This window comes from uncultured Desulfobulbus sp., assembly GCF_963662935.2.
Classification (GTDB): Bacteria; Desulfobacterota; Desulfobulbia; order Desulfobulbales; family Desulfobulbaceae; genus Desulfobulbus.
Window position 1 is genome coordinate 1898983 of sequence record NZ_CAXXTL010000002.1, and the last position, 16805, is coordinate 1915787.

General features: G+C 57.3%; 15 protein-coding genes and 1 other RNA gene. 7 read left to right on the forward strand and 9 right to left on the reverse strand.

The features are described 5' to 3' along the window. Window positions 1-53: 53 nt before the first annotated feature. The 5 genes from ACHZCX_RS12695 to ACHZCX_RS12715 form a co-directional block, all read right to left on the reverse strand. Window positions 54-1028 carry a hypothetical protein gene (locus tag ACHZCX_RS12695; RefSeq protein ID WP_319587596.1) on the reverse strand — a complete coding sequence of 325 codons (975 nt, stop codon included), beginning with the start codon at window positions 1026-1028 and terminating at the stop codon, window positions 54-56. A 79-nt stretch (window positions 1029-1107) separates the two neighbouring features. After that, complete coding sequence (gene cbiB, locus ACHZCX_RS12700) at window positions 1108-2079, reverse strand: adenosylcobinamide-phosphate synthase CbiB (RefSeq protein WP_319587597.1); 972 nt, start codon at window positions 2077-2079, stop codon at window positions 1108-1110. Between the two features lies 1 nt (window position 2080). After that, window positions 2081-3163 (reverse strand): aminotransferase class I/II-fold pyridoxal phosphate-dependent enzyme, encoded by a 1083-nt coding sequence (locus tag ACHZCX_RS12705; RefSeq protein ID WP_319587598.1) that lies wholly within the window; start codon window positions 3161-3163, stop codon window positions 2081-2083. After that, window positions 3160-4671 carry a cobyric acid synthase gene (locus ACHZCX_RS12710; protein WP_319587599.1) on the reverse strand — a complete coding sequence of 504 codons (1512 nt, stop codon included), beginning with the start codon at window positions 4669-4671 and terminating at the stop codon, window positions 3160-3162. The genes ACHZCX_RS12705 and ACHZCX_RS12710 overlap by 4 nt, the downstream gene beginning before the upstream one ends. A 68-nt stretch (window positions 4672-4739) precedes the next feature. Further along, the gene (locus tag ACHZCX_RS12715; protein WP_394708789.1) at window positions 4740-5255 is read right to left on the reverse strand and encodes a cob(I)yrinic acid a,c-diamide adenosyltransferase; all 516 of its coding nucleotides are present in this window, start codon (window positions 5253-5255) and stop codon (window positions 4740-4742) included. A 783-nt stretch (window positions 5256-6038) separates the two neighbouring features. Here ACHZCX_RS12715 and dnaA point away from each other — a divergent pair. Continuing rightward, window positions 6039-7355, forward strand: coding sequence for a chromosomal replication initiator protein DnaA (gene dnaA, locus ACHZCX_RS12720; protein ID WP_319587600.1), 1317 nt, complete (start codon window positions 6039-6041; stop codon window positions 7353-7355). A gap of 46 nt (window positions 7356-7401) precedes the next feature. Here dnaA and hemG read toward each other — a convergent pair whose 3' ends face one another. After that, window positions 7402-8805 carry a protoporphyrinogen oxidase gene (hemG, locus tag ACHZCX_RS12725; RefSeq protein WP_319587601.1) on the reverse strand — a complete coding sequence of 468 codons (1404 nt, stop codon included), beginning with the start codon at window positions 8803-8805 and terminating at the stop codon, window positions 7402-7404. A 183-nt stretch (window positions 8806-8988) separates the two neighbouring features. On the opposite strand from hemG, the gene htpG reads away from it, so the two are divergent. The 6 genes from htpG (at window position 8989) to ssrA (ending at window position 15133) form a co-directional block, all read left to right on the forward strand. Beyond that, window positions 8989-10881, forward strand: coding sequence for a molecular chaperone HtpG (htpG, locus tag ACHZCX_RS12730; RefSeq protein WP_319587602.1), 1893 nt, complete (start codon window positions 8989-8991; stop codon window positions 10879-10881). Between the two features lie 189 nt (window positions 10882-11070). Further along, on the forward strand, window positions 11071-11448 hold the full coding sequence (locus ACHZCX_RS12735) for a hypothetical protein (protein WP_319587603.1): 378 nt from the start codon (window positions 11071-11073) through the stop codon (window positions 11446-11448). Between the two features lie 35 nt (window positions 11449-11483). Further along, window positions 11484-12098: a protein-L-isoaspartate(D-aspartate) O-methyltransferase gene (locus tag ACHZCX_RS12740; RefSeq protein WP_394708832.1), complete on the forward strand. Its 615-nt coding sequence runs from the start codon at window positions 11484-11486 to the stop codon at window positions 12096-12098. A gap of 276 nt (window positions 12099-12374) precedes the next feature. Beyond that, a complete protein-coding gene (locus tag ACHZCX_RS12745) occupies window positions 12375-14201 on the forward strand; it encodes a GspE/PulE family protein (RefSeq protein ID WP_319587605.1) in 1827 nt (608 codons plus the stop codon). A gap of 74 nt (window positions 14202-14275) precedes the next feature. After that, window positions 14276-14731 (forward strand): SsrA-binding protein SmpB, encoded by a 456-nt coding sequence (smpB, locus tag ACHZCX_RS12750; protein ID WP_319587606.1) that lies wholly within the window; start codon window positions 14276-14278, stop codon window positions 14729-14731. 44 nt (window positions 14732-14775) lie between these two features. Next, window positions 14776-15133: a transfer-messenger RNA gene (ssrA, locus tag ACHZCX_RS12755) on the forward strand. 10 nt (window positions 15134-15143) lie between these two features. Here the strand turns inward: ssrA and ACHZCX_RS12760 are convergent. Genes ACHZCX_RS12760 through ACHZCX_RS12770 form a run of 3 tightly spaced genes read right to left on the reverse strand, consistent with a single transcriptional unit; the run spans window position 15144 to window position 16797 of the window. Further along, window positions 15144-16319 carry a tyrosine-type recombinase/integrase gene (locus ACHZCX_RS12760; protein WP_394708790.1) on the reverse strand — a complete coding sequence of 392 codons (1176 nt, stop codon included), beginning with the start codon at window positions 16317-16319 and terminating at the stop codon, window positions 15144-15146. 53 nt (window positions 16320-16372) lie between these two features. Beyond that, window positions 16373-16540, reverse strand: a complete 168-nt coding sequence (locus ACHZCX_RS12765) for a hypothetical protein (RefSeq protein ID WP_319587608.1) — start codon at window positions 16538-16540, stop codon at window positions 16373-16375. Beyond that, window positions 16537-16797 carry a hypothetical protein gene (locus ACHZCX_RS12770; RefSeq protein WP_319587609.1) on the reverse strand — a complete coding sequence of 87 codons (261 nt, stop codon included), beginning with the start codon at window positions 16795-16797 and terminating at the stop codon, window positions 16537-16539. The genes ACHZCX_RS12765 and ACHZCX_RS12770 overlap by 4 nt, the downstream gene beginning before the upstream one ends. Window positions 16798-16805 lie beyond the last annotated feature (8 nt).

The following is a 16805-nucleotide window of genomic DNA, read 5'->3' on the forward strand; positions in this document are numbered from 1 at the left end:
ATTTTTTTAGCGAATTGAAGCGGACACCCAGCACCCCTGAAACTATTTCATTGTCAAGGTTTCACCTGACCAATCCGCACATCCCATTTGACCGTGGTGATATAGGGATTTCCCTTGGCGTCTTTGAGGGGGATGTTTTTTGAGCCCGCCAGTTTGGTTGCCTTGGGGTTTTTGTCCCCGGTCGGAATGTCCTGCTGAAAAGGGATCGACTTGATGGTCATCAGTTCCTTAAAGGGCTTGAATGGTTCATCGTCCTTTTTGGGTGGATCGCAACTGCATATCGTTTTCCACAAGGTGTAGAGTTCGGCGTTGACCTCCACATCCTTGACTGTCAGGTGGAGCACCCAGCCACCCGCCTGCCATTCGACCCAGGCACGGCCGTCACTGCCGACCAGGTTCTTTTCGGCCTTGCCTTGCTGGTATCCTCCGTTGACCGTGTAGATCGTGTACTCCCCGGTTCGTGTCACCTCGCCGTCTGTTGGCCCGCTTGGCGTCCTGCAATAGACCGGCTGCCTGGCGTAGCTCTCAGTTGTTTGCGCATACTCATAGTTGAGCGTACCCACCGCGTTGGACTCTCCGTTCCTCTTTTCCGTCGGAACAAGGTTGACCACCGCACGGTAGTCGGTGGATTCCTTGAAGGTTGATCGGGTCAGCCCTTTGCCGGGTCTCGGCAGGGACCAGTTGATGGCGTGCTCGGTTTCCTGCTCTTCCTTGGGAGGGGTGACGACCAATTTCCAGGTCAAGGTCACCTGGCCGGTCCAGTTGATCGGCGGCAGCGATGGCAGGTCCGGTGGGGCATCAGGCTGCAAGGGCGCCAGTTCTGGTGAAGGCTCCGGCGTCAGGGGAGCGAGTTCGGGCTGATCGGCAGCGGGCTTTGGTTGCATGCCTTTCATCGCCTCGGCCCATTTTTGTTGGATGTCGTTATCGGCGTTCCCTTGGACGCCGGCATCTGCTGCCGAGACGAGACTTGCGCCTAGGAAAAAAAGGCAGGCCACCAGGAAAAGCGTTTGCGCCGGATGTTTTGTCATGTCGAGGCTCCCCAGAACTGCAAAAGAGGTGATGGACCGGTTGGCGGGCTTTGCCTTTCCGGAGGAACAGGAAGGGCGTTTACAACAGCGGCCACATCGACGCTATCCAGGCGCCAAGACAACCGAGCAAGGAAGTGAGGGTCATCAGGCGGCAGGCCAGTTTGATGTGGTGGATGCCGACCGTCCCCAAGGCCTTGCCGATGAAGGGTTTGTCGACAAGGACACCGTGGTAGAAGTTGGGGCCGTTTAGGCGCACCCCCAGGGCACCGGCAAAGGCCGCCTCCGGATAGCCGGCATTGGGGCTGGCATGGTGCGACCCTTCGTGCCAGGCCGTGCTCAGGGCGTGCTTGCTGGTAAGGCCCGTCATCAGCCGGGCGGCAAGGGCGATCACCAACACGGACAGCCGGGACGGGAGGAAATTGGCGACGTCGTCGATGCGGGCGGCTGCCCGGCCGAACAGCAGGTAGCGCGGATTCTTGTAGCCGACCATCGAATCGAGGGTGTTGATCATCTTATAGGCGATGGCCAGGGGCGCTCCGCCGATGGCGGCGAAAAAGAGCGGCGACAGGACTCCGTCGACCACGTTTTCGGCCACCGTTTCCACCGTTGCCCGGGCAATGTCGTCGGCCTGATACCGCTCGACATCGCGGCCGACAATCATCGCCACCTGGGCCCGGGCCCGGTCCACCTCGCCCGCCGTCAGGAGTGCGTGGATCTCCATCCCGGCCTGGGCAAGCGATCGGGCGGACAAACAGTAAAAAAGCAGCAGGGTCTCGATGGCAAAGCCACATAGGCCATGGACCTGATAGGCCAGGCGGACGGTGAGGGCGGCAAGCCCCCAACAGCCGAGGATCAGGGACAGGGCAAAGAGCAGTCCGGCCAGCCGCTCGTTGGGTATGCGTGCACGGAAAAAAGGCTCAGCCTTCTCGATGGCGCGGCCCATCCAGCGGACCGGGTGGGGCAGGACACGGGGATCACCAAGCACCGCATCGAGAGCAAAGGCTGCCGGCAGTGCCAGCCAGGGCAGCAGGTCGAGCAAGGCGGAGGGCATGTCAGGCCTCCCCGCCGACGGCGGCCAGCAGGTGGTTGCTCACGGCCTCGTTGGTGGCCCCATCCTTAAGGGCGATGCGGATATACCGCTCACTGAGGCCGTGGAAGTTGGCGCAGTTGCGGATGAGAAAGCGCTGCTCGGCCAGGGCCCGGCAGACACCGGAGGCGGTGCCGCCCTCGGGCAGGCCGATGAGGAAATAGGAGGTCATGCTCGGATACAGGGTCAGGGAGCCGCCATGCAGACGCCGGCAGAGGAGATCGCGTTCCCGATCGAGAAAGGTGCGGGTGTCGGTGATGAAGCGCGCTACCGCCTCCCGGTTGGCCCCGAGAAAGCAGACCGCTTCCTGGGCCAGGCTGTTGACGCACCAGGGCTGCATGTAGCGGCGGAAACGGTCGACAACGGGAGGATTGGCCACCAGGAATCCGGCCCGCAGGCCCGGCATGCCGAAGATCTTCGACACCGACCAGAGAACAACAACATTATCGAGGCTGTTGGTACTCATGCTGTGGTTTCGATCCGCCGGCACAAAGGGCAGGTAGGATTCGTCGATGATGAAGCGGACCTCCGGATGGGTGCGGCAGAGGTGGAGGAGACCGGCATGGGGGATCAACTGGCCGGTGGGATTGTTGGGATTGCAGACAAACACCGTGTCGTAGCCTACAAGCGCCGCTTCCAGCCGTTCCAGGTTGGGGGCAAAGCCGTCAGTTGGTCCGGCCAGGAAAAAATCGGGTTCGATGTTGTGCACCCGGCAGCCGTCGGTATAGTCGGCATAGGTGGGGCCGACGATCAGCACCCGCCGGGAGGCCAGGGCAGCGCAGGCGGTATAGATGAACTGGGTGGTGCCGCCGCCGGCTAGGACCCGCTCCGTCGCAACACCGAGCAGGGCGGCAATGGCCTGAATCGCGGCGCGGCCATCGACCTCGGGCAGAACCCGGATTCGGTCCAACCGTTCCTTGAGATGCTCGATCAATCCGGGCAGGGCACCGAGCGGATTGATGTTGCTGCTCATGTCGATGATCTCCTCCGGTTGGCAGCCCACCTGCTGGGCCACTGCGAAGACGTTGCCCCCGTGCCCCTGGATCATCGCATCTTCTCCCGCAATGCCTGCGGCAGCAGGGCCGTGATGGCATTGATATCGAGATGTTGGGCCGCATGCTCGGCCAACTGCTCGTAGGCCTGGTCGCGGGCCACCGGGCCATGCAGCCGGTCGACGGTGACGCCGTCAAGGCCAATGCCGGCCAGCCAATGGCGGGTGATGGCCGGGGTGTCGAACAGCCCGTGCATATAGGAGCCGATCACCCGGCCGTCGTCGCTGACGCAGCCGTCGGTGTCAACGCAGGCCACGCTGTTGCGGCGCTGGACGGTCACAAGGGTTTGCCCCTGGGGCGGATCGGTCCGGCCCATGTGGATCTCGTAGCCGGTGGCAGCGATGCCATTCCAGGTAAAATCAGTCAAGGTGGTGGTTTTTGGGGCCTTGAGCACGGTTTCCACCGGCAAGAGGCCAAGGCCAGCGGTCGAACCGGGTGCGCCTTCGATGCCATCGGGGTCACGGACCCAGGTGCCGAGCATCTGGTAGCCGCCGCAGATGCCGAGCAGATGACCGCCATCAGCCGCATAGCGCAGCAGATGATCCCGCCAGCCGCTGCTTTCCAGCCATTGCAGATCGGCACAGGTGCTCTTGGAACCTGGCAGGATGACGGCGCTCAGGTGCTTCACGTCCTGGGGCTGTTGGAGATAGACCAGGCGACAGCCGGTCAGCTTGGCCAAGGGATCAAAATCGGTGAAATTGGAGATATGGGGCAGGCGAATGACCCCGATGACCGGTTCGGTGCTGTCTGCCGGGTGCACAGGCCGGGGGCTCTCGATCACCACCGCATCCTCGGCCTCGATATGGAAGTGCTTGTACCAGGGGAGAACACCATAGACCGGCTTGCCGGTCCGCTCCTCAATCCAGTCAATGCCCGGTTGAAAGAGGGTGATGTCGCCGCGGAAGCGGTTGATGACAAAACCCCGAATCTGGGTCTGCTGCACGGGCGACACACAGGCCAGGGTGCCGACGATCTGGGCGAAGACGCCGCCGCGATCGATGTCGGCAACCAGCACCACCGGCGCTTCCGCATAAGCGGCCATCCGCAGGTTAACGATGTCGCTTGCCATCAGGTTGACCTCGGCGCAGGAACCGGCTCCTTCCAAAATAATAAGGTCATGGGCGCTGCGCAGACGGTCAAGCGCCGCACAGCTCTCGCCGAAGAGATACTCTTTTTTGGTGTAATACGCCTGCGAGGAGGCGTCCATCCAGGCGACGCCGTTGAGCACCACCTGGGAGCCGACGTCGCTGACCGGTTTGAGCAGCACCGGATTCATGTCGCAATGGGGAGCGACCCGGGCCGCCTCGGCCTGGACGATCTGGGCCCGGCCCATCTCCGCCCCCTCGGGCGTGACTCCGGAGTTGTTCGACATGTTCTGGGCCTTGAACGGGGCCACCCGGAGTCCCCGGTTGGCAAAAATCCGGCACAGGGCGGTGGCGACAATGGACTTGCCCACATCCGAACCGGTCCCGAGCACGGCCAGACAGGCTGCTTTTTTCGACATAGTTTCCTCCGGAGCCTCTGCTGCCCTGACGTTATTGCAGGGCCTCTTCAGGCTTCCAACAGTGTTCTTCAGCTTTCCATGCCCTTGCGGGCGAGTACGCCTTGGTCGTAATAGTGTTTGATCGCCCGCATCTCGGTGACCAGGTCGGCTCGCGCGATAACCGATGGTGGCGCCCCCCGGCCAGTGAGCACCAGTTCCACCGTTTTCGGCCGCCGCGCCATCAGGGCGAGGAGATCGTCTTCGCTGAGCAGGCCCAAGGCACAGGCCACATTGATTTCATCGGCGATAACTAGATCAAAGGCTCCGGACGCAAGTCTTTCACCGATGGTTGCCAGGGCCTGGCGGGCGGCATCGATGTCGGCTTGGTCGGACGCGCTCAGCAGGCAGCAGCCCTGGCCGAACTGCTCAATGGTGATGTAATCGCTCAGGCGGCGCAGGGTGCGGAGTTCGCTGTAGTCGGCGTTTTTGATGAACTGGCCGATATATACCTTGAGACCAGCACCCGCAGCCCGCAGGGCCAGCCCCAGGGCGGCAGTGGTCTTGCCCTTGCCGTCCCCGGTGTACACCTGCACGAAACCCTGCATTGCTTCTATCTCCCCAACATGGCGTTCAACAACGACAAGAGGCCCTCACGGATAACGCCGCCTCAGGCCGGAGAGAGCACAGGGGAGGCGCGGCCGCGGAACCAGGAGCAAACGTTGACTAATAGATAATCAGAGGGGAACAGTCAACAGCTTTTCACCGATCCGGAGGGGCGCGCAGACGCAATGCTTCGGGCCGACCAGCTGCCCGGTCAATCCTCGCCCATGTTGAACACTCGCCCCGACCCGCCCTTTCTCCAGAGAGAGAAGAAGATAGGCTCCGGGTTTGCGGCGATTAAAAAAATAGGAATCGCTTTCTTGTTGTTTTTATTGATAAAAATAAAGAGGAAAATGTCAAAGATTTTTTATTTTGCTTGGTCTTGGCCGAAACCATGGAGTGAAAAGGGGTTAAAGAGTTCAAGCGCCTGGTAAGATGAAATTAGAGGATAATCGAGATTCGTGGAGTAAAATGGAGTATTTCCGAGTTCGTTGTTTGTTGAGAACCTGTTGATAACTTTTCGATTACGCAACTAACTTATTGATTTAATATAAATTTTTACAATTTCATTCAAAATGAACGCTTTTGTTGAGGGTTGCGTGTATGCCGCCTTGGAAAGTCTAATGGCGGCAAGGGGTTTTTCCCTGTGCATAATCATCTTGTTTGCATCTTGAAATCGACCCAAACCGCTTTTGACCGGCGGCCGGTTTTTCAGTAGATCAAACCCCATTCATCTGGCCGAGCTTTGGCCTTCGAGAAGAAAAGCGTGTCAACCGAGGAAACGTCTTATGATGTGGAATGCGATCAAAACATCCCTGCACACCGCCTTGTCTGAAAGTGAATTTGGTCTGTGGATCAAACCGCTGGAGTGTCGACGGCAGGAAGGACAGGTGCTGGAGCTTGCCGGCCCTGACCGATTTTTTTGCGCTTGGGTTGAAGATCGCTATCTGGACCTCATCCGCCATAAGGCGCAGGAATTGGGTCAGATTGGAGAGGTTCGTCTGAAAGTTGCGGAACATCGGCCGCTGCCTTTTGAAAGCGACAAAACCGGCCAGCTGCGGATTCCCGGCACCGCCTGTGCACCCCGTTTGCGCTCGCTCCATCCCGCCTTCACCTTTGAGCAGTTCATGGTCGGCGAATCGAATCTGTTGGCCCGCTCCGCCTGCAAGGCCCTGGCCACCGGCGATTCTACCTTCGGCAATTGCCTGTTCATGAATAGCACCACCGGACTGGGCAAAAGCCACCTGACCCAGGCCGTGGTCCATCAAGTGCTGCAGTCCGCTCCTTCCACCCGCCTGCACTATCTGACCGCCCAACAGTTTTCCGCGGAGATGGTCAAGAATATTCGAACCAACTCCATGGAGCAGTTTTCGAAAAAATATGTCAACAATTGCGATATGTTGCTGGTGGAGGACGTGCACACCCTGACCGGCAAGAACAAAACCCAGGAGGAGCTCAACACCATTCTCGACTATCTGATCAAGTCGGGACGACGGGTGATCCTGACCTCGGCCGTTGACCCGCGTAAGCTGGCGGGCATTGACGACGACTTTCGCAGCCGCATGACCTCGGGCCTGGTGACCGGCATCGAATCACCCGACCACGAGACCAGGGCCCGGATCATCCGCCATAAAATGCGCCAGCACGGCTTGGCGGCGGACGAGAATCTGGTCGGTTATATCGCGGAGAATCTGCGCGGCGACATCCGGCGGATGGAGAGCGCTGTTATCGGGATCAAGGCTAAATCTTGCCTGTGCAAGACCCCGCCGGATCTTGCCATGGTCCGGGAGGTGATTTTCGGTCTGATCGGCGCCGTGGTCGAGATCACCGGCGAATCCATCCGCGATCTCATCGGCTGCCAGTTCCGGGTCAGTGTCGAAGATCTGCAGTCACGGTCGCGCAAACGGGCCGTTACCTTCCCCCGGCAGGTGGCCATGTACCTCACCCGGAAGTACACCGACAAATCTCTGGCCGACATTGGCAACATGTACAACCGGGACCATTCCACAGTCCTCCACGCCATCAAGACTATCACCCGGGACATGTCCCAGCAGACCTCGGTGCGGGAACAGGTGGAACTGCTCTGCACCAAGATCAAAAAATAAGTCCTCTTCAGCGCGGACCCTTTCCCTCGGCGGAGAGTGCCGTGCTTCAGAAATAGACGCCCTTTACCTCGGGTCCTCCCTGGCCCGCGCTCTGGGTGCAAATCATGCCGGCAATATGCCGGGCTTCCTTAATCATGTCATTGAGACCGATCCCTTTCCAGCCAAAGCCGCAGAGATGGAGATCGGCATGCGCCGCTTGGAGAGTGTGCCGCCAGGCCAACAGCCCGGTGTACCCCTCTTCCAGCTGGGGAATGCCGCACCGGGGCCTGAGGACAGCGGTAAAACTGGGCGGCGGCAGCTCCATCAACCGGCTGAGATCAGCGCAGACCGACTCGATGAGTTGTGCATCGCTCAATTCCAGCCGTTCCGGATGACGGCGGCCGCCGACCAGGGCCTCCAGCAGCTGGTGACCGGCCGGGGCGCGGCCGGGAAACATGTGCGAGGAAAAAAGGGCGCCAAGCGCAAAACGCTGCTCCCGTTCCGGCGCCAGATAGCCAAAGCCAAAAGGGATGCGGGCCCGGTGGTCGAAACCGAGCAGCACCGAGAGGATACGGGCCTCGGGGATGGCGGGCAGCGGCGGCGGCAGGGAAGGCAGCGCCTTGGCCAGGAGGTCCAGGCACCGGTTCACCGGCAGGGCCAGGATCAGGTGGCGGCAGAATCTCTCGTCCTGTTCGCTCCGCACCCTCCAGCCTTCCTCCTCCCGGATCACGCTGTGGACGGGATTGCCGTAAACGACCTCGCCTTTTTCCGCAAAACCAGCCGCCAGCCGTTGGGGCAGCCTGGCCATGCCGCGGTTGAAACTGGTCATGGCCGGCATGCCTTTTTTTCCTACCTTTTTTTCTTTTCCAGACCGCATTGTGTTGAAGACCCCACGGATTACCGATCCGTGCGCTTGCTCTAATTGCCGCACACCCGGCATGACCGCGTCGATCTTCAACCGTTCAATATCACCGGCATAGGTGCCGGTAAACACCGCGTCGGCAAAGGGCAGCAGGGCCGTGCCGAAACGATGGGCCACCCACTGGGCCACCGAGGGCTCACCGCCGAGGGGTTTTTGCCAGAGATCGGCCAATACGCGCAGTTTGGCGCTCCAGGGGATAAGGGGCTCGCGCAGGATCTTCAGCGGTTGTTGCGGGATGCACTGCAGGCGGCCTTCCAGGCAGACATAGCGGACAAATTTTGCCAGCGGCGCAGTGGTCACCTCTCCCTCCAGCCCGGCCAGCCGGATCAGGCGGCGGCTTTCCTCGCAGTTATCGAGAAAACCGTGCGGTCCCCATTCGGCTAGATAGCCGGCTTCGCTGTAGGTGGAGATGGCGCCGCCCGGCTCGGGCGATTGCTCAAGGATGAGGAGGTTCAGTTCCGGTCGCAATTCGCGGAGAAAGGCGGCGGCACTCAGACCGGAGATGCCGGCGCCGACGATGCAGACGTCATGGTAGCTCAATGATTTCATGGGGTTTTGTGAAGGTGTTTGTTGCTTTGCAGCGATCTGGGGTTGTCTTGACAGTCGATCAATCGTGCTTACCATTTTGCCCGGATAAAGGAAAGACCCTTTATCTCCCTGGTATTGTCAGGAAATTTGTAAATTTTTGGATCAGAAAACTCCAACACACCCCCTATTGAGAGGAAGAGCCCCATGACAGAAGCACAGGTTGAAACCAAGCATTTTCAGGCGGAGACCAGAAAGGTCCTGGATATTGTCATCAACTCACTCTACACCGAGCGCGACATTTTTGTCCGTGAGTTGGTTTCCAATGCTGCCGACGCCCTGGAAAAATTTCGCCACCAGAGCCTGATTGAAAAAGTCGAGTTCGATGCCCACGTCCCCCTGGAAATCACCATCGATTGCGACGATAAAAAACATACCCTTACCATTGCCGATACCGGCATCGGTATGACCAAGGAAGAGCTGGAAACCAATCTGGGCACCATCGCCCATTCCGGATCGCAGCATTTCTTTGAGCAGTTGGCCGAGGCCGCCCAAAAAGATGTCAACCTCATCGGCCAGTTCGGCGTCGGTTTCTATTCGGCGTTCATGGCGGCAAAAACCGTGAAAGTGCAGACCCGTTCCTGGAACGGTGGCGACGGTTGGGAATGGGCCTCTGACGGCGGCGGCACCTATACCATCAGCCCCTGTCCCGGATTGCACCGCGGCACCAAGATCATTCTCGAACTGAAAGACGACGCCCAGACCTACGGTTCCAAATTCACCATCGAGCGGATTATCCAGCAGTATTCCACCTTTGTCCCTTTTCCGGTCAAGGTCGAGGGCAAGAAGGTCAATACGGTCCAGGCCATCTGGACCCGGTCCAAGGCTGAAATCACCGAAGAGGAGTACAATGAATTTTACAAGTTCATCGGTACTGCCGCCGACGAGCCGCTGTACCGCCTGCACTTTTCCGCCGATGCGCCGCTGGCCATCAATGCCCTGGTCTATGTGCCCAAGGAGAATTTCGAGGTCCTGGGCATGGGCCGGATGCAGCCCGGCGTCAATCTCTACTGCCAGAAGGTGCTGATCGATCAGCACAGTGAAAATATTCTGCCCGAATGGCTACGCTTTCTCAAGGGAGTGGTCGATTCCGAGGACCTGCCGCTCAACATCTCCCGCCAGTCGTTGCAGGACAACGCCCTGGTGGGCAAGCTGCGCAAGGTGGTCACCAAGAGGGTGATCAAATTCTTCGGCGAGGAGGCGGAACGCGATAGCGACAAATATCTCGAATTCTGGAAGACCTTTGGCATCTTCATCAAAGAAGGCGTGACCTCGGATTACGAACACCGAAACGAATTGGCCAAATTGCTCCGCTTCGAATCCTCGGCCAGCGAACCGGGCACGATGATATCGCTTGATGAATATGTCGGCCGGATGAAAGAGGGACAGGAGAAGATCTACTATATTAATGGCCCGAGCCGGATCGCGGTCGAGTACGGTCCCTATGTCGAGATGTTCAAGAAACGCGGCGTCGAGATTTTTTACACTCTGGAGCCGATCGATGACTTTGTCCTCAACCATCTGGGCGAGTACAGCGGCAAGAAGCTGGTCTCCGCTGACCGCGCCGACCTGAGCCTGCCCGAATCGACCGAGAACGTAAGTGAAACCGAGACCGCGGAGAGCGGCGAGCCTCTTGGGGGTGCGGTGGTGACCTCACTCTGCCGCTGGATGAAGGAGGTGCTCGGTGAGCGCATTCAGGAGGTCAAGGCCTCCAGTCGTCTGGTGGACAGCCCGGCAATGATCGTCAATGTTGACGGCTACATGACCTCCTCCATGGAGCGAATCCTCAAGGCCTCAGGTCAGGCCGAGACCTTCGGTATGGGGTCGAAAAAGGATATGGAGATTAACACCGCCAGTCAACTGATCAAGAAGTTGGCGAATTTACGCGAGAGCGATGCTGACTTTGCCAAGGATGTGGTTGAGCAACTGTACGACAACGCCATGATCCAGGCCGGCCTGCTGGTCGACCCGATGGCGATGGTGCAGCGCAACTACCGTATCCTCGAGCGGGCGGCTGGCGAATCATCAACCGCAGGCTGATCCGGAGCGTCCGCAGTCCCTTTGACCGGCGCAAAGGTCCACCCTCAACAACCGCGTGGCGTCTAACGCGTCGGTTTTTGGTGGGATTTCTGCAGGGGGCGAGAGTCTGATCTTGAAAAAAGGTTGTGTTCACGATATATGAACACAACCTTTTTTTATTTTGCATGGATTGTTCCTGGAGGGAAATTGATGCGTTCAACCCTGTTTGTGCTTTTTCTTGGGCTTTTATTGCTTGGCGGTTGTCACTCCAAGCAGGTACGGCATCTTGCCTCCGACGCCGCTCTGATCAAACCGGGGCAAACAACAGTCAAAGAGGTGCAGAAGTATCTAGGGGAACCTGACGGCCGGCGGGAGGTTGCGCCCGGGGTCAGCGAATTTGTCTATTATCAGGATCGGCCGGGCATGTTCGGCGGTATGCCGGTTCTTGGCTCCATGACCGGGCCGTCCGGATATGAAATGATCGTTGTCACCATCGACAAGGATGTGGTGACTAACTGCGAGTTCCGCAACTTCAGCCAGTCCGATCGCAAGTGGGCAGAGGATTTCACCTGGGAAGAGGTCAAGTGAGCCCACTTTCCACCTTTGATATCAACCGGGAGCGGATGATTGAGGAGCAGTTGGTCGCTCGAGGCATCACCGATCAGCGGGTGCTTGAGGCCATGCGGACCGTTCCCCGGCACCTGTTCGTCGAGGATGCGATCCAGGCCCATGCCTACGGTGATTTTCCTCTGCCAATCGGCAACGGCCAGACAATTTCCCAGCCCTACATCGTTGCCCTGATGACCCAGGCCATGGCGTTGAAAGGAACGGAGAAGGTGCTGGAGATCGGCACCGGCTCGGGGTATCAGGCCGCCCTCCTTTCCCGCCTCTGTGAGCGGGTGTTTACGGTGGAGCGCATCGACGGTTTGGTGGGCCGGGCGCGCAAGGTCTTTGACCGGCTCCGGTGCCATAATATCATCTCGCGCATTGATGACGGAACCGGGGGCTGGCCGTCGGAGGCCCCCTTTGACCGTATCATGGTGACCGCCGGTGGGCCGCGCATCCCTGAGCCTCTGCTGGCCCAGCTTGCCGATCCTGGACGGCTGGTCATGCCGGTGGGCAACCAGGGGGTGCAGGAACTTCAGGTTGTTGATAAAGAAAACGGCGAAATTACCATTCGTACCCTTGAGCAGGTTCGCTTTGTCGATCTTATCGGCGCACACGGCTGGCCCAACTGAACTCGGCGGGTTCAGCCCGTGTCTTGCTGGTCGCGGCCTTGCCGGGCACATTCGGTGTCCCCGTTCAGTCTTGCATCAATTGGTGGTTCAATAGAAAACTCCCTTCTCTTTTTTGTCCTGTTCACCGACGTTTTGCCCTCATTGAACCCCTGTTTTACTGCACCCCCTGTCCTGGTTATTCTGGGGGCAGTGCTCTGTGCTAAATGGGGGGAACGGAAGGCAGGCTCTTTTTGGTAAACGGTCAACTCCACGCCCTGCAGGAGGAATGCTCCAATCATGCCGTTTTTAAATAGTGACGCCTTACTGGATCTGCTCGTTAAGGAGCAGGTGCTGACCGCTGAACAGCGGCAGTTCATTGTTCTTCAGAAAGGAAAACAGCGGCAAAAACTGCTCAAGCAGTTAGGTGGCCGTCGCCAGGACGATGAACAGAAATCAGACAGGGGATTTCCTGACCTGGTGGATGTCATTGTTTCCCTGGAACTGGAGACCAAGCTTGCCAAGGGACCGCTGACCGAAGAGGTGATCATGCGGGCCGTCGGCCGGGGGCTGAAGATCCCCTTCAAAAAGCTCGATCCCCTGGAGCTGGACATGGACACCGTCACCAAGACGATCCCCCGCTCCTTTGCCGTCAACCACCTGATCCTGCCCATCGAGCTGAACAACGGCATCCTCGATGTGGTGACCTATCACCCGGACAATCACCATGTGCTCGAAGATATCGAGCGGGCCAATCAGGTGAAAGTCCGGCCCTATCTGTCAACCCGCACCGATATCAAAAAAATTCTGGCCGAGTTTTTCGGCTTTCAGCGATCGATTACCGCCGCTGAATCCCAGTTTGGTGACAACGGCGTTTCGACCACTGTCGACATCGGCAACCTCGAACAGTATGTGCGTCTGTCTTCAACCAAGGAACTGAGTTCCACCGACCAGCACATCAAGGCGGCGGTCAACCACCTGTTCAGTTACGCCCTAGAGCAGCGGGCCAGCGATATCCATATCGAGCCCAAACGGGATGTGTGTCTGGTGCGGTTCCGTATCGATGGGGTCCTGCACACCATCTACAAGCTGCCCAAGGCGGTTCATTCGGCCATCACCTCACGAATCAAGAGTTTGGGCCGGCTGGATATTGCCGAAAAGCGGCGGCCCCAGGACGGCCGGATCAAGATTGGTCGGAAGGAAGAGGGCCGCGAGGCAGAAGTTCGCGTCTCCACCGTCCCAGTTGCCTTCGGCGAAAAGACGGTCATGCGGATCCTCAATCCGGATGTGATCTTCCAGCAACTGGACAACCTCGGATTTTCTCGGCGGGACCGGGCGGTCTACAATAGCTTCATGACCGCCGCCCATGGCATCGTTCTGGTCACCGGCCCCACCGGCAGCGGCAAATCGACCACGCTCTATTCCACCCTCAAGCAAATCGCCTCGCCGGAAATAAACATCGTCACCGTCGAGGACCCGGTGGAGATGGTGCATGAGGAGTTTAACCAGATCGCGGTGCAATCGCAGATCGATGTCACCTTCTCCACCATCCTGCGCAATATCCTCCGACAGGATCCGGACATCATCATGATCGGTGAGATCCGCGATCTGGAAACCGCCACCCATGCGGTGCAGGCGGCCCTCACCGGACATCTGGTCTTTTCCACCCTGCACACCAACGACGCGGTGTCGACCATCATCCGCCTTGAGGACCTAGGGCTCGAGCCCTTTCTCATCGCCTCAACCATGCTCGGAGCCTTGGCCCAGCGGCTGGTGCGGCGCAACTGCCCCCATTGCATCGAGCCCTATACGGTCGATGCCGCAGGCTTGCGTAAACTCGGCTTTCCAGTCTTGGGCCGCGAAACGGTGGAGCTGAAAAAGGGCAAGGGCTGTCTCCATTGCCGCAACACCGGCTATCTTGGCCGTCTTGGCATCTTTGAGATTTTTCCCATGTCGGAGCAGTTGAAAAAATTGATCGCCGCCAAGGCCAACGACTCGGATTTGCGGCAGGTGGCCATCCGCGAGGGCATGACCACCCTGCGGGAAGATGCCTGGCGTAAGGTCCAGGCTGGGCTGACCACGGTGGAAGAAGCTCTGCGGGTGACCGGAGAAACAGACGCGGGGTGATTTTTCCCCTGGCGTTCCGGCAAACACGACCTATAGTGGCGGCATAACCGGCAACCAGGAGCGACGCGCAGGCAATGGCACAGAAGATTGTCAGTAAAAACAAGAAGGCCTATCACGATTACCATATCGACCAGACCCTCGAGGCGGGCATTGTGCTTAGTGGCCCGGAGGTCAAGTCGCTGCGGGCGGGCAAGGTGAACCTCCGCGACGGCTATGCCCTGCTCAAGGACGGCGAGGTTTTTCTCTTCAATGTTCATATTTCAACCTATTCCTTTGCTACCCACATCAACCAGGAACCGTTGCGGGTGCGCAAACTGCTGCTGCATCGCCGTGAGATCCGTAAGCTGATCGGCAAGTTGCACGAGAAAGGCATTGCGTTGATCCCGCTCAAGATATACTTTATTGAAAACGGGAAAGCCAAGGTGGAACTGGCCCTGGCCCGAGGCAAAAAACTCTACGACAAACGGGCTGCCCTCAAAGAGAAGGATTCCAACCGCGAAATGGAACGGACCATGCGGCGCGATGACTGATTTTTTGAGACAACCTGCTCAACACAACCTTTACACCCAAGTATGGGGGCGAAACGGATTCGACGGGGATATTGAAGCTTAATGTTGCATGCCGAGTTTCTGTCAGCTCGTAAAAATGACGGAACTAAATATAATCGCAGACGATTATAACTACGCACTGGCAGCGTAAGCTGCTGTGCCGTTCCACCGGCCTTCGCCTGTAAGGCCGGATTCGGGGCGTCGACTCAACAGGCTGGTTGTTCGCGCGCGCCTGGGGTGCGGACAATAAGATTCTTCAGGCTGGCATCCGAATATCCCGGTTCCGGGTGAGAAGCGGATGCGAGAAACAATCCTGGAACTAAGCATGTAGAGACATAGGGGGAGAATTTTCGGACCCGGGTTCAACTCCCGGCGCCTCCACCATTTTTTAGTATTAATTTCGATAAGATACGATTTTAGCGGGATGCCTTTTGGTATCCCGCTCGTATCCCGCATCGGTCAGGCTGTATACCTCTATCGCATCCTGGCTATTCCGCTGAAAATACCTTTCAAAAGCCTTATTCGTTGAATGCATAGTGCCGGCCTTAATTTGTTCCGGCGATAGGCGGTCTTTCAAGGCTGTGGCTGAACTATGCCGGGTGCCGCCGTACAAATCGACGCCTTCAATCCCAAGATTATCACAAGCCCTTTTCCACCATTTATATAGATATTTCTCGCCAAAAGGTTGGCCTGGCTGACAACCGGAAACGCCTTTGACATGCCGAAAGAAAGCCAAAGTGGGCAAACCAACGGGAAATTCATTGACCAATTTCCGATCTGTATCGAGCATCGGAACAATTTTTTCTTTACCTTCCTTCGTGTGGCGAACAATGAAAGCACCTATACGGGTGTTGACATCCTGTTCTTGCATTTTCAGCAGTTCCCCAGGGCGAATGGCAATATAGGTGCAAAGCCATTTGATACCTAACCAGACACGCGGATTTATGTGATAGCTGAGTCGGTACACTTCATCAAGAATGGCTATCTGCGTTTCCTTGTCGATAATTTTCCGATATCCGAGGTTGAATTTCACGACCGGGAAATCAGGAAATTGTGCGGCGGTAATAACCTGTCGGTGCAGAAGCCATTTCCAGAAGGTATGGAGACATGATCGAATGTTCGATTTCGTCTTGTTGCTGACCGGACGGGAGAAAAGAAAGTCCTCGATGTCAGCAAAACCGATTTCTTTTATGTTTTTGTTCGACCAGGAAGACATGGCCGAAAGCATGAAACGTTCGAGGCTGTCAAAAGATGACGGTTTGACCTCTTGTTTTTTGATCGGCAACCATTGTTCAGCAAGAGTGGTAAAACCGAGAGGATTACCAGATTGATAATCCCGATGATCATAGGTTCCACGATCAACTTCGTAGCGCAATCCAATCAAAAAGCGTTCTGCATTTTCAAAGGTAGAAAAGCGCCGCCGCACCTTTCTGCCAAATTGAACAACAAATTCGCCATGCGCGCGCTGATCCGGATGAATAGGACAGATTAAACCACCGGATTTGACCGTATATTGAAAGCTGGTCCCGCATAGAGAGCACTTTTGATATGAATAAATTCCGCCACGCATACAAAGCGTGATAGAGGAATTTTTACGAAGTGTCAACAACGGGCCTCAATATTTCAGAAGCCCGGCAAGCGCAGTTGCCGTTTGTCGGTGGGCTGGTCCTGCTCTCGGCAGGCGGCTTTCATGCGCCGGGCGCGTTCGTTCACATGGCGCATATATTCAGCGCCCATGGGCTTATCGCCCAAAATACCGCGCCGGGGTGTTTTGAAAATGGAAGATTTCATAGATCGTCTGTCAGTTCGCGGATATCAGCTTTGCCTTCTTTATAATTATCCATGTATTTTACGCGTACTTCGCAGCTCATGAATTCAGTCGAAAAAGAGAGGATCATGCATCGTCTTCCAACATTCTTTTTTCGATTTTTGTTGAGAGGCGCAATTCTATAGATGCGGCCTAAATGAATCTCAGTTGTTTGGCCGTTTCTTGTTACGACCTTGTGCGTTTCTGCATCAAGAACATGATAAATTTCACGTACTGGCATGTTGACCT